The 12,182-nt window shown below is 61.9% G+C and carries 14 protein-coding genes; 3 read left to right on the plus strand and 11 right to left on the minus strand.

The features are described 5' to 3' along the window. Window positions 1-5 precede the first annotated feature (5 nt). Genes BW978_RS15370 through BW978_RS15390 form a run of 5 tightly spaced genes read right to left on the minus strand, consistent with a single transcriptional unit; the run spans window position 6 to window position 2,960 of the window. Complete coding sequence (locus tag BW978_RS15370) at window positions 6-590, minus strand: DUF3291 domain-containing protein (protein WP_076396612.1); 585 nt, start codon at window positions 588-590, stop codon at window positions 6-8. Further along, on the minus strand, window positions 587-1,015 hold the full coding sequence (locus tag BW978_RS15375; protein ID WP_054149945.1) for a DUF1178 family protein: 429 nt from the start codon (window positions 1,013-1,015) through the stop codon (window positions 587-589). Before BW978_RS15375 ends, BW978_RS15370 begins: the two co-directional genes overlap by 4 nt. Then, a complete protein-coding gene (locus BW978_RS15380; protein WP_076396614.1) occupies window positions 1,012-1,869 on the minus strand; it encodes a carbon-nitrogen hydrolase family protein in 858 nt (285 codons plus the stop codon). Before BW978_RS15380 ends, BW978_RS15375 begins: the two co-directional genes overlap by 4 nt. Before the next feature lie 13 nt (window positions 1,870-1,882). Then, the gene (grxC, locus tag BW978_RS15385) at window positions 1,883-2,137 is read right to left on the minus strand and encodes a glutaredoxin 3 (RefSeq protein ID WP_076397093.1); all 255 of its coding nucleotides are present in this window, start codon (window positions 2,135-2,137) and stop codon (window positions 1,883-1,885) included. Between the two features lie 46 nt (window positions 2,138-2,183). After that, window positions 2,184-2,960: a ComF family protein gene (locus BW978_RS15390; protein ID WP_076396616.1), complete on the minus strand. Its 777-nt coding sequence runs from the start codon at window positions 2,958-2,960 to the stop codon at window positions 2,184-2,186. A gap of 67 nt (window positions 2,961-3,027) precedes the next feature. Between BW978_RS15390 and BW978_RS15395 the strand changes: the two genes are divergently transcribed. Further along, entirely contained in the window at window positions 3,028-3,912 is an 885-nt protein-coding gene (locus BW978_RS15395) for a methyltransferase domain-containing protein (protein ID WP_076396618.1), read from the plus strand. A gap of 9 nt (window positions 3,913-3,921) precedes the next feature. Here BW978_RS15395 and BW978_RS15400 read toward each other — a convergent pair whose 3' ends face one another. The 6 genes from BW978_RS15400 to BW978_RS15425 form a co-directional block, all read right to left on the minus strand. Next, window positions 3,922-4,095 (minus strand): Flp family type IVb pilin, encoded by a 174-nt coding sequence (locus BW978_RS15400; protein ID WP_076396620.1) that lies wholly within the window; start codon window positions 4,093-4,095, stop codon window positions 3,922-3,924. Window positions 4,096-4,151: 56 nt separating this feature from the next. Then, window positions 4,152-4,472 carry a hypothetical protein gene (locus BW978_RS15405; RefSeq protein WP_054149941.1) on the minus strand — a complete coding sequence of 107 codons (321 nt, stop codon included), beginning with the start codon at window positions 4,470-4,472 and terminating at the stop codon, window positions 4,152-4,154. A 98-nt stretch (window positions 4,473-4,570) separates the two neighbouring features. Continuing rightward, a complete protein-coding gene (gene mutT, locus BW978_RS15410; protein ID WP_076396622.1) occupies window positions 4,571-4,984 on the minus strand; it encodes an 8-oxo-dGTP diphosphatase MutT in 414 nt (137 codons plus the stop codon). Continuing rightward, complete coding sequence (locus tag BW978_RS15415; RefSeq protein WP_076396624.1) at window positions 4,981-5,757, minus strand: GNAT family N-acetyltransferase; 777 nt, start codon at window positions 5,755-5,757, stop codon at window positions 4,981-4,983. The genes mutT and BW978_RS15415 overlap by 4 nt, the downstream gene beginning before the upstream one ends. Before the next feature lie 7 nt (window positions 5,758-5,764). Further along, on the minus strand, window positions 5,765-7,006 hold the full coding sequence (gene argJ / locus BW978_RS15420) for a bifunctional glutamate N-acetyltransferase/amino-acid acetyltransferase ArgJ (RefSeq protein ID WP_076396626.1): 1,242 nt from the start codon (window positions 7,004-7,006) through the stop codon (window positions 5,765-5,767). A gap of 66 nt (window positions 7,007-7,072) precedes the next feature. Then, window positions 7,073-7,924, minus strand: a complete 852-nt coding sequence (locus BW978_RS15425) for a peptidylprolyl isomerase (RefSeq protein WP_076396628.1) — start codon at window positions 7,922-7,924, stop codon at window positions 7,073-7,075. 245 nt (window positions 7,925-8,169) lie between these two features. Between BW978_RS15425 and secA the strand changes: the two genes are divergently transcribed. Then, window positions 8,170-10,866: a preprotein translocase subunit SecA gene (gene secA / locus BW978_RS15430; protein WP_076396630.1), complete on the plus strand. Its 2,697-nt coding sequence runs from the start codon at window positions 8,170-8,172 to the stop codon at window positions 10,864-10,866. A 100-nt stretch (window positions 10,867-10,966) separates the two neighbouring features. Then, window positions 10,967-12,172 carry an acyltransferase family protein gene (locus BW978_RS15435; RefSeq protein ID WP_076397094.1) on the plus strand — a complete coding sequence of 402 codons (1,206 nt, stop codon included), beginning with the start codon at window positions 10,967-10,969 and terminating at the stop codon, window positions 12,170-12,172. Window positions 12,173-12,182 lie beyond the last annotated feature (10 nt).

The raw sequence follows: 12,182 nt of genomic DNA on the forward strand, positions 1-12,182 counted from the left end.
CTTGATCAGACGGGCAAGGCTTTGACGGCTGAAATCAGATCGGCCTGCGCCTCAAGATTGTCAGCAGCCAGTTGCTTGATGCGCTCTCGATTGATGACATAGGGATCACCGTCGGCGGTGAAGGCGGATTTGAAGCTGAAGGCGGCCGGTCCCGGCCCTAGGTCTGCGAGACGCTCGAAGCGCTGAACCGCCTCGCTCCAGCTGGGTGTCTCTCCCGCCTTGACCCAGAAGAGCACCAAAGGCGGCCAGGCCTGCCGCTCGTTCCAGTGACGCGCGTGCTTCAGGGCATCCGCGTGCACACCCGCATAGGTGAAAGCGACAAGGCTTTCGATATCGAGACAGAGTGAGAGGGACGATACACCGCTCTCCCGGCCGGTCTCCGTCAGAAACCGCGGGAAGATCTGAGCGCCCCAACTCTCAGTCCCCGGTTCGCCTGCATAACCTGAACGGCCGGCGAAGCCGACGGCCCGGTCTGCCGCCTCGAAGTTGAAGCGCTCTCGCAGTCCGAAGCCCTGAACGGTTGCAGTCAGATAGGACTCGGTGTGGACGCCGAAATTATAGATCGCAAGATGATGCGAGGCGGCTGTCAATTCACGTCGTCAGGCAGGACCGGCAGCGGCGCGATCTCGATGCCTTCCTCGATCAGCGATTTCACCTCGACGGGCGAGGCCTGGCCGATGATCCCGCGCGCCTCAGACTCGCCATAGTGGATCTTGCGGGCTTCCTCGGGAAACTTCTCGCCGACATCCTCGCTGCTCGCGCGGATCTCGCGGATCGCTTCCTTGAGCTTGACGAAGGCCTGCTTCTGTACCTCGGAGACGGCCAGCGCCTGGGTCTCCTCCTTCTGACGGGCGGTCGAGACGGCCGGTGCCATCAGCACCTTGGCCACCTCAGCCGATCCGCAGACGGGGCACGTCAGGTAACCTGAAGCCTTCTGCCGGTCGAAATCGGCGCTCTCCGAAAACCACCCTTCGAATTCGTGGGCCTTTTCGCAGCACAGCGAATAGCGGATCAAACTGTGACGCCTCCCTTGGCAAGCACAGGTGCGATGTCGAGCGCAAAGTCGCGGCCGTTCTTCAGGTTCGGGATCTTCGCCCGGCAGGCCTTGACGGCCTCGAGATCGATCTCGGCGACGACCACGTCGTCGCCGGTGCCGCCGGCAGACGCCAGCACCTTGCCCCAGGGGCCGACGATCATCGAATGACCGAAGGTCTCGCGCCCGTCTTCATGCAGACCCGCCTGGGCGGCCGAGATGACATAGGCGCCGTTCTCGATCGCGCGGGCTCGAAGCAGGATCTCCCAATGCGCCTCGCCGGTCTGCTTGGTGAAGGCGGCCGGCGTCGTCAGGATCTGCGCACCCGCCATGGCTTCTGCCCGGAACAGATGCGGGAAGCGCACGTCGTAGCAAACGCCGAACCCGAGCTTGGCAAACGGCAGATCGGCAACGACCGCCCGCTCGCCCGGACGATAGACCGAGCTTTCGCGCCAGCTCTCGCCATTGTCGAGATCGACGTCGAACATGTGGATCTTGTCATAGGACGTGATCTTCTTGCCGTCGGGGCCAAACAGGAAGGCGCGGTTGGCGATCTTGCCATCGGCAAGCTTGATCGCGGTCGAGCCGACATGCAGATGGATGCCGAGCTCCTTGGCAAGCTCCGACGCCTTTTTGACAATGAGATCGGTTTCTTCATCGCGCAGCACTGCGGCAAGACCGGCCCGATCCTTCTGCACTGCGCCCGTCATTTCCGGCGTCTGGACGTAGATCGCCCCGCGACGAGCGGCCTCGCGCACGAGCCGTGCCATGCTTTCGGCATTCTTCTCCGGATCGACCCCGGAGCACATCTGGACGGCAGCAGCCTTGAACACCATGAGAATTCAGTCCTTAAATCGCGAGAAGCGGATCGAGCTTGCCGGCCCGGTCGAGCGCGTGCAGGTCGTCGCAGCCGCCGACATGCTGGCTGCCGATGAAGATCTGCGGGAACGTGTTGCGGCCGGACTTGGCGATCATTTCCTCACGCAGATCCGGCTTGCCTGTCGCGTCATGCTCGACATAGGCGACACCCTTGCTGTCAAGTAGCGCCTTGGCGCTGGCGCAGTAGCCGCAGAATTGCCGTGTGTAGATCGTGACGTCAGCCATGAAGTTCTCCGCCGAAAAGCGTCGCATAGACAGGGAATTAGTCCTCTCATATAGGCCCGGCGAGTGCCCTTGCAAAGGTCAAAACAGTGACATCCAGAGCGCCTGCCTTTTTCAGGGCAGTCGTCGCCGCACTGACCGTCGCCCCCGTCGTGTAGACGTCGTCAATCAGCACCAGGCGCTTGCCGAAGACGAGATCCTGTCGTCCATCCGGAACGCCAAAGGCGCCGCGCACATTGAGCGAACGCTGGTTCACCGTCAGGCCGACCTGTTGCTGCGTGCGCTTGCGCCGCACCAGCGCTTCCGCGAAAAAGGGTTTTCCCGATTGCCGTGCCACATGCCGCGCCAGTTCCGCCGATTGGTTGAACATCCGACGAAACATCCGCATCCGGTGCAGCGGCACGCAGACGATGGCATCGCAGGCGTCAATCTCGGCCGAGGCCGCCCGCAGCATCCAGCCTGCCATCATCGGCGCCAGATCCACCCGGTCACGATACTTGAGATCATGCACCAGATGCCGCGCCACCCCCTCGTGCAGGGCAACCGAGCGCAGGCGGTCGAAGACGGGCGGATGGGCAATCGCCTGCGGCGAAACCATCCCCTCGCCTGGATCATGAGCAAAGGGCAGGCCGAGAACCGGGCAATAGGGCTTGTCGATCAGCCGCATGTCGCCCCAGCACTGCGCGCAGAGTGCGTGATGGCTGGCAACACGGACATGGCAATGGGCACAGGCCGGTGGATAGATCAGATGAAACAGCCCGCGCAGTGCCGATCCGGCATGATGCCGGCTGACGGATGCGCTTTTCTGCACTAAATGAGCCCACATGCATCGACTTTACGCCCGCTTGGGCGTTCGGCCAATGCCGGAACGAGGCCAATCCAGGATTCCCGCCATGAACGAGCTTTTCGACGAAGCCCTGATCGCCCGCAACCGTGCGCGTGCGCTGGCCCGCAATGCAGCCGGTAGCGATTTCCTGCTGGAACTGACCGCCCGAGAACTCGCCGACCGCTTGGCCATCGTCCAGCGCAGCTTCGACGATGCCGTAGAACTCTTCGGCGGAACCGGGCTCACCGCCAAAGCGGCGCTTGCGACCGGCAAGATCGGTACGCTGCGGCGGATCGAAACCGATGCGAATTTCGGTGAGGCCGAAAACCCGGTCGCGGTCTCCGGTTACGAAACCGTGCCGCTCGACCCGCAATCGGTAAATCTCATCCTCTCGCCGCTGTCCCTGCACCTCACCAATGACACGCCCGGCATGCTGATCCAGATGCGCCGTGCGCTGAAACCCGACGGCCTGCTGCTCGCAGCCATCCCAGGTTCAGGAACGCTTTCCGAGTTGCGCGAGGTTCTCCTGGCAGCCGAAACGGAGATCTATGGCGGTGCAAGCCCCCGCGTCATTCCCTTCGCCGATATCAGAGACATCGGCTCGCTTTTGCAGCGCGCGGGTTTCGCACTTCCCGTCATCGACGAGGAGGGCTTCACCGTCCGCTATGATCACATCTTCGCGCTGATGCGGGACCTGAAGGCCATGGGCATGGCCAATCCGCTCCTGGGACGCAGCCGTCGCCCGGTCTCGCGCAAGTTCTTCCTTCGGGCAGCGGAACTCTATGCCGAACGCTTCTCCGACCCGGATGGCCGCATCCGCGCCACCTTCTCGATTGTCTTCGTGTCCGGCTGGGCCCCGCACGAGAGCCAGCAGAAACCGCTCAAGCCCGGTTCGGCAAAGATGCGCCTCGCCGACGCACTCGATCCCGCGCGGCGACCAGACCAGCCCTAACGGCAATCGTCAGTTGTTGGCGTCGGTGAAGTGGGTTTCGACGGCATTGAAGGTGCCAAGCAGCGAGCCCGTGAACGCGCTGTAACCGGAAAGCAGCGCGACGCTCATAATCGCGGCGATCAGACCGTATTCGACGGCGGTCGCGCCACGAAGGTCAGACATCAACTGGCGTAATAGACGCATTCTCGCTCCTGACAGTCTGGATCCGAGATGGTTGCCCCCGCCCCGGCCGATAGGAATTAGCAGGCCTGGCCGGAGCCGTAGCCGTCAATGATGCAGACGGAACCCGGCGTCTCCTGAAGCACGCTGCGGCGGATCGTGTATCGCTTGCCGCTTTCGTCCTTGGGGATCGATCCGGTGGTGATCATATCGAATTCGTCAGGCTGGAAAGCCAGCGTCTTGCGGTCGGTCTTGGAGGCGAGCATGGGCGTCAAGACAAGCGACAGGGCGATCGCAGCAGTGCCGAACAGCAAGGCGATATTCAAGACCCCGGTCCTGCCCGTTTTGACCGAAGACCGCTCTCGGGACCGTGCGGCCTTCCAGAAATCCTCGTTTACCATATTACGCTCCACACACGTATTCGACGCATGAACAGAGCGTATATTGCGGTCAGGGTTATAAACTTTTGATTAACGACGCGGCTTGAATCAGGCTTTTCTCAGAGAAGGTCCTGGAGAACCGGAATGAGCGGCTCGTCTGCCGGCGGCATCGGATAGTCACGCAGTGCCTTGGCCTTGACCCACTTGATCGCCTGCCCCTCCTGCCCTTGCGGAATGCCCTCATAGCGGCGGCAGATATAGAGCGGCATCAGCAGGTGAAATGTCTCGTAGGTGTGGCTCGCAAAAGTCAGGGGCGCGAGGCAAGCCACCTTGGTCTTGATACCGAGTTCCTCCTCTAGTTCGCGCACCAGGGTCTCCTCAGGCGTCTCACCCGCCTCGACCTTGCCGCCGGGAAATTCCCAGAGACCGGCCAGCGACTTCCCCTCGGGGCGCTGGGCGAGCAGTATGCGGTTGTCGGTATCGACGAGAGCGCATGCCGCGACCAGGAGAATCGGCTTCTTCACATCGCTCATGCGGACGCTTTCCGCCAATAGGCATAGCGATAGGCTTCCTCGAAGCCCATCTTCGTGTAGAGCGCCATCGCTTCCGTGTTGTCGGCAACCACCTGCAGCCAGGCGGTGCGCGCACCGCGCATCCGGGCCCAGCGCAGTGCCGAACTCAGGATCTCGATGCCGAGCCCCTGTCGACGGTGATCGGGGCGGACAGCAAGCGACATGATGCCCGCGAGATCATTGTCCTGAACGCACAGAGCCGCCGCAAGCGGTCCCTTGACGGCGTCCTCGATGACAAAGAGGCCAGACGACGGCTTAATGTTTCCAAGGATCTCCGCGAGCGCTGCCTTCAAACCCGGATCGCTGTCATGCACCGCGATATCGGCATCGACATAACGCCCGACATCCTGGGTCGGCAGATGGTCCAGTGTATCGGGGAAAGTCATGCGCCCGAGATCGCCGGTCATCGTCACGACCTCCTCGAAGCATTCCCAGCCATCGGCCGCCAGGAAGTCGATCAGCGGCTTCGGCGAAAGCGGCGTCTGCCGCACCAGAAGCGGCCGCCCATGCGCCTCGAAACGCTTGCCGGCCTTTTCGATCCGCAGCGCGATATCGCGGCTATCGGAGGGATCGAGCGGCACGACGCAATTCAACCGCTTGCCGGGATGCCCCCCGGTCAGGCGCACCTGCCAGCTTCCATCATAGACGACGTTGCTCGCTGGCCAGGCCCTAAAACCCACCGCTTCGAGACGCCGGACGAGCGGCAGGTTGGGATCACTTACCATTGCATGCATTCAGACGTCAGCTCCGATAGTCGCCATTGATGGCGACATATTCCTTTGTCAGATCGCAGGTCCAGACCGTGGCCGTGCCCGAACCAAGACCAATATCGACAGTTACGGGAATGTCTTCCCGTTCCATGACGGCCGTGGTCGCCTCTTCCGAATAGGCCGGATCGCGCTCGCCATTGACAGCTACGCGCACATCACCGAACCAGATCGCCAGCCGATCACGATCGGCCATTTCACCGGACTTGCCGACCGCCATCACGATACGACCCCAATTGGCATCTTCACCGGCAACAGCGGTCTTCACCAGCGGCGAATTGGCGATCGACATCGCGATCTTCTTGGCCGCAAGATCGTTTTCGGCGCCCTTGACGGTGATCTCCACCATCTTGCGCGCACCTTCACCGTCACGCACCACCTGCAGCGCCAGATCCTTCAGCAGATCGTTCAGCGCCACCTTGAAACCCTCAAGCCGCGCATCATCAGCATCGTCGATCTTCGCCTGACCATCCGCCGATGCGGCACCGGTCGCAAACAGCATCAGCGTGTCCGAGGTGGATGTGTCGCTGTCGACGGTGATGGAATTGAAGCTTGGCTCGACGCCTGCAGACAGGAGACCCTGAAGGGCTGCCGGCGCGATATCCGCATCCGTTACCACGAAGGAGAGCATCGTCGCCATGTCGGGCGCGATCATGCCGGCACCCTTGGCGATCCCGTTGATCGTGACGGTCACGCCATCGATCTGGGCGCTGCGCGTCGCGACCTTCGGATAGGTATCCGTGGTCATGATCGCCTTGGCGGCCTCGAACCAGAAATCACCGGTCGCATCTGTTGCCATCTGCTCGAGGACGCCGGAAAACTTGGTCGCATCCAGCGGTTCACCGATCACTCCCGTCGAGGCGAGATAGATCTCGTTCTCGCCGCAGCCCAGCGCCGCCGCGGCCGATTTCGCTGTCAGCTCGGTCGCGGCCTTGCCCTTCGCGCCGGTAAACGCATTGGCATTACCCGAATTGACGACGACACCGCGCGCCACGCCATGCGAGAGATTCTGCCGGCAGAAATCGACCGGGGCCGATGGGCACTTGGACTTGGTAAAGACGCCCGCGACCGAAGCCGGCTCGTCAAAGGCCATCAACAGCACATCGGTGCGGTTCTTGTACTTGATGCCCGCAGCTGCGGTCGCCATCCGCACACCGCGGATCAAAGGCATGTCGGCATAGGTTTTCGGAGCGAGGGGAGAAATGCTGGAAGACATGGCAAGGCCCGTAATGGAAGGCCCGCAAACTGCGGGCCTTGGAACAAACAACGATTGGCGAAGAGCTTACTGCTGCTCTGCCTTGTTGGCTTCTTCGTAGCCCTTGCGCAGGGCTTCGTCGACGATCTCAATCGTCTGCTCTGTCTTCGCCTTTTCGATCAGCTCGAGATACTTGTCGCGCATGACCAGCTGGCGAACCTGCTGCTCGACGGCTTCGAAGGCCGGCGGCGGCGCATCGCGCTTGTCTTCGAGAAGGATCACGTGAAAGCCGAACTGGGTCTGCACCGGCGTCTTCGTGTAGGTGCCCTTTTCGAGCGCGAAAGCCACTTCTTCAAACTCGGGGACCATTCGGCCCTTGGAGAAGTAGCCGAGGTCGCCACCTTCCGTCTTGTTCGGGTCTGTCGACTTTTCCTTGGCGATTTCGATGAAGTCCTTGCCGGCATCGAGATCGGTGATGATCTGCTTGGCCTCTTCCTCGGTCTTCACCAGGATGTGGCGGGCGCGCACTTCTTCCTGCTTGGGAAGCGCGGCGACTTCCTGGTCGTAGCGTGCCTTCACTTCGTCTTCGGTCACGGCATCAACGACGTTCTTCTTGAAGAAGGCGTTGTGCAGTTCGCGTTCGGCGATGAAAGCAAGGCGACGCTTGTATTCCGGATCATCCTGCAGACCGGCGGCGGTCGCATTTGCGGCAAGCAGCTTGACGTCGATTGCGCCGGAAAGGGCAGCGACCTTCTTCTGCTCGTCGGGAAGCTGTGCGAGCTGCGGATCGAGGTTGGCGATCGCCAGATCGAGTTCGGACTGGGTGATCTCGAGATCACCGACCTTTGCGACGACAGTGGCGTCCTGGGCGAAAGCCGCACCGGTGAGGGCCGAGAGGGAAACGCAGGCGGCAAGCACGATTTTGTTGAGGCGAAGCATGAAAGACCTTTCGGATGGTGAACCGTTTCAAGACCGTTCGAATCGGGCAAAAGATTGTCAGATGCCCGGCGACCGAGGGGATTTGGCACCAGCCTGCGCCGTTGACATCATTCGACCCCCCTCTTATCTGTCACGCAACCTCGCGTCCAGAGTAGTTTCAGGGCGCCTTGTGCCTATTCGTCCCCGCTAATGGTGGTTCGAAAGGTACGTCAACGATATGACGAAGGTCAGAAAGGACCATCGATATGGTCAGTCTTGGTGGACTTGCGCGCAAAATCTTCGGATCGTCAAACGACCGTCGCGTGAAATCCTATAACCCGCGAGTCGCTCAGATCGCAGCCCTTGAAGAAAAGGTGAAGGCGCTGACCGACGAACAGCTCGCCGCCAAGACGGCTGAGTTCCGGGCAGAACTGGCCGCCGGCAAGACGCTGGACGATATCCTGGTACCGGCCTTCGCCGTCGCTCGCGAAGGTGCCCGCCGCGCACTCGGCATGCGTCCTTTCGACGTCCAGCTGATCGGCGGTATGATCCTCAACGACAATTCGATTGCCGAAATGAAGACGGGCGAAGGCAAGACGCTGGTCGCGACACTTGCCGTCTACCTGAACGCGCTCGAGGGCAAGGGTGTCCACGTCGTCACAGTCAACGACTACCTCGCCCGCCGTGACGCCGCGACGATGGCGAAGATGTACGGCTTCCTCGGGCTGACCACCGGCGTCATCGTCCATGGTCTCTCCGACGACGAGCGCCGCGCGGCTTACGCCTGCGACGTCACCTATGCGACCAACAACGAGCTCGGCTTCGACTATCTGCGCGACAACATGAAGTATGAGCGCGGCCAGATGGTGCAGCGCGGTCACAACTTCGCGATCGTCGACGAAGTCGACTCGATCCTGGTCGACGAGGCCCGCACGCCGCTGATCATCTCCGGCCCGCTCGACGACCGCTCCGACCTCTACAACACCATCGACGCCTTCATCCCGATGCTGTCGGAGGAAGACTACGAGATCGACGAGAAGCAGCGCGCGGCCAACTTCTCGGAAGTCGGCACAGAAAAGCTCGAAAATCTCCTTCGCGAGGCAGGCCTCCTGAAGGGCGAGAGCCTCTACGACGTCGAAAACGTTGCGATCGTCCACCACATCAACAACGCGCTGAAGGCCCATAAGCTGTTCCAGCGCGACAAGGACTACATCGTCCGCAACGACGAGATCGTCATCATCGACGAATTCACCGGCCGCATGATGCCGGGTCGCCGCTATTCGGAAGGCCAGCATCAGGCGCTCGAGGCCAAGGAAAAGGTGCAGATCCAGCCTGAGAACCAGACGCTCGCCTCGATCACCTTCCAGAACTATTTCCGCATGTACAAGAAGCTCGCCGGCATGACCGGTACGGCGGCGACCGAAGCGGAAGAGTTCGGCAACATCTACGGTCTCGATGTCCTGGAAGTCCCGACCAACCTGCCGATCAAGCGTATCGACGAGGATGACGAGGTTTACCGGACCGTCGAGGAAAAGTTCAAGGCGATCATCGAGGAAATCAAGGCCGCCAGCGAGCGCAACCAGCCGGTTCTCGTCGGCACCACATCGATCGAAAAGTCCGAACTGCTCGCCACCATGCTGAGCCAGTCGGGCTTCAAGGACTTCAAGGTCCTGAACGCCCGCTACCATGAGCAGGAAGCCTATATCGTGTCGCAGGCCGGCGTTCCCGGTGCCGTGACGATCGCCACCAACATGGCCGGTCGTGGTACCGACATCCAGCTCGGCGGCAATCTCGATATGCGCCTCGAGCACGAACTGGCCGAGATCGAGCCGGGTCCGGAGCGCGATGCGAAGACCGAAGCCATCAAGGCTGAGATCGCTGCCCTCAAGCAGAAGGCGCTCGAAGCCGGCGGCCTCTACGTCATCGCCACTGAGCGTCACGAAAGCCGCCGCATCGACAACCAGCTGCGCGGCCGTTCCGGCCGTCAGGGTGACCCGGGACGGTCGAAGTTCTACCTGTCGCTCCAGGACGACCTGATGCGCATCTTCGGCTCCGACCGCATGGACAGCATGCTGCAGAAGCTCGGCCTGAAGGATGGTGAAGCGATCGTCCATCCCTGGATCAACAAGGCGCTGGAACGCGCCCAGAAGAAGGTCGAAGCCCGCAACTTCGACATCCGCAAGAATCTTCTGAAGTATGACGACGTCATCAACGATCAGCGCAAGGTGATCTTCGAACAGCGCATCGAACTGATGGATGCGACCGATGTCTCCGCGACCGTCACCGACATGCGCCACGAAGTCATCGAGACCATGGTCGGCATCCATGTGCCCCCGAACGCCTATGCCGAACAGTGGGACGTCGCCGGCCTGAAGCAGAAGGTCGCGACCACCCTCAATCTCGACCTGCCGGTCGATGCCTGGGCCGCCGAGGAAGGCATTGCCGAGGACGACATCTACAACCGCATCATGGAAGCCGCCGACAAGGCCTATGCCGACAAGGCCGAGCGCTTCGGCGCCGAATTGATGACCTATGTCGAGCGCTCTGTCGTACTGCAGACCATCGACAACCTGTGGCGCGAGCACATCGTCAACCTCGACCACCTGCGCTCTGTCGTCGGTTTCCGCGGCTATGCCCAGCGCGACCCGCTGCAGGAATACAAGGCTGAAGCCTTCGAACTCTTCCAGGCCCTGCTTGCCAACCTGCGCGATGCCGTGACCACGCAGATGTCGCGCGTCGAACTGGTTCGCGATCCGCCGCCGGCCCCGACCCCGCCGCCGATGCAGGCCCACCACATCGACGCCACCACCGGCGAGGACGATGTCGGCGAAGGCTCTGCCGTTCCCGCCGGCGACCGCGATCCCCAGGATCCGAAGAGCTGGGGCACCGTCGGTCGCAACGAGCCCTGCCCCTGCGGCTCCGGCAAGAAGTACAAGCACTGCCACGGCGCGCTCGAAGCGTGACCGCGAGGGCTTGAGGCTTTCTCAACCTTTCGCTCTTAGCCTCTGACAAAAAGGGGAACCGCGCCAAACGGCCCGGTTCCTTTTTCCTTTGGAGGGCTTGATGTCGGCTGTGACAGCGCGGGAGCACCAGTGGGATTGGCTGCGCGCCTTCCTGATGCTCCTCGGCATCCCCTACCACGCCGCCATGGCCTATAACGCCCGCGTCCTCTGGGACATTCAATCACCCGAAAAGAGCGAGATCCTGACCTTCCTGAGCGGCGTGCTCGTGACCTTCCGCATGCCCGCCTTCTTCATGGTCGCAGGCTACTTCGCCGCCATGATGCTGGAAAGGCGCGAGCCTGCACCCTGGCTCCGCGGTCGTATCATTCGCCTCGGCATCCCCTTCGTCACCGGGCTGGTGCTGCTTGCACCGATCCAGATCGCCTTGATCGACCTCGAAAGTGCCCTTCTCGGCGCAAGCTCGATGACCGCGGCGCTCGATCAGGTTGGCCGGGACCTCGTCCAGCCCGGCGCCAACTGGGTCATGCATCTCTGGTTCCTACCAGCGCTCCTCGCCTATAGCGGGATACTGGTGCTTCTCACGGCCGGTCGTCGGTTCGAACGAGTTTGTCGTCTCATCAAGCAGTCCGAAGTGAACTGGCGGACGCACGCAAAGCTGGCGCTACTGTCTCTGGTCCTCGCGACGACAGCATGGGAGGTGATGATCCACCTCGCGCATCAGGACATGCTGACGCGCCAGGGTGCCCTTCCCTATCTGCTCGCCCATGGCATCGATCCCTATCTCCGCTACCTGCCATTCTTCCTGATCGGCACCGTCCTGCGGGCCTCGCCGGATATCCGCCGGGCACTCGTCTGGACGAAGGGCTACCGCCTTCCGGCTTTCGGCGCGGTCGCCGCGATCCTTGCCGCAGCACTGCGCGGAGTGGAAGCCGGCGATTGGGGCATCGCCTACAACGCGCTCGACGGTGCGGCCGCGATCCTCCTGAGCCTCGTTCTCATCGGCATCGCCGAACGCTTCTGGAACCGCCCGGAACCGCGCATCGACCGCATCGTCGATGCCTCCTTCAGCATCTATCTGCTGCACCATCCCACCATCTATGCGCTTGCGGCACTCTTCATCCTGGCGGAATGGCCGCCGGTCGTGGAGTTCCTCCTGATCTGCCTCGCGACCTTCTTCCTCTCGTATGGCATCCACCGCCTGATCCGCCGCTCACCCCTGGCGCTTTTCCTCTTCAACGGCGTGCCGATGTCCGGCAAGACCCGGGACGACGGGCGACCGCAAGGCAGCATCACCACACTTCGTTAACCCTGATCTG

The sequence above is a fragment of the Rhizobium sp. RU33A genome, from assembly GCF_900156055.1.
Taxonomy (GTDB): domain Bacteria; phylum Pseudomonadota; class Alphaproteobacteria; order Rhizobiales; family Rhizobiaceae; genus Allorhizobium.

Excerpts from the sequence above, each read along its gene's own strand:
- BW978_RS15380 (WP_076396614.1), bottom strand. The coding sequence starts at position 1,869 with ATGGTGTTCAAGGCTGCTGCCGTCCAGATGTGCTCCGGGGTCGATCCG.
- grxC (WP_076397093.1), bottom strand. The coding sequence starts at position 2,137 with ATGGCTGACGTCACGATCTACACACGGCAATTCTGCGGCTACTGCGCC.
- BW978_RS15390 (WP_076396616.1), bottom strand. The coding sequence starts at position 2,960 with ATGTGGGCTCATTTAGTGCAGAAAAGCGCATCCGTCAGCCGGCATCAT.
- BW978_RS15395 (WP_076396618.1), top strand. The coding sequence starts at position 3,028 with ATGAACGAGCTTTTCGACGAAGCCCTGATCGCCCGCAACCGTGCGCGT.
- BW978_RS15400 (WP_076396620.1), bottom strand. The coding sequence starts at position 4,095 with ATGCGTCTATTACGCCAGTTGATGTCTGACCTTCGTGGCGCGACCGCC.
- BW978_RS15405 (WP_054149941.1), bottom strand. The coding sequence starts at position 4,472 with ATGGTAAACGAGGATTTCTGGAAGGCCGCACGGTCCCGAGAGCGGTCT.
- mutT (WP_076396622.1), bottom strand. The coding sequence starts at position 4,984 with ATGAGCGATGTGAAGAAGCCGATTCTCCTGGTCGCGGCATGCGCTCTC.
- BW978_RS15415 (WP_076396624.1), bottom strand. The coding sequence starts at position 5,757 with ATGCATGCAATGGTAAGTGATCCCAACCTGCCGCTCGTCCGGCGTCTC.
- argJ (WP_076396626.1), bottom strand. The coding sequence starts at position 7,006 with ATGTCTTCCAGCATTTCTCCCCTCGCTCCGAAAACCTATGCCGACATG.
- BW978_RS15425 (WP_076396628.1), bottom strand. The coding sequence starts at position 7,924 with ATGCTTCGCCTCAACAAAATCGTGCTTGCCGCCTGCGTTTCCCTCTCG.
- secA (WP_076396630.1), top strand. The coding sequence starts at position 8,170 with ATGGTCAGTCTTGGTGGACTTGCGCGCAAAATCTTCGGATCGTCAAAC.
- BW978_RS15435 (WP_076397094.1), top strand. The coding sequence starts at position 10,967 with ATGTCGGCTGTGACAGCGCGGGAGCACCAGTGGGATTGGCTGCGCGCC.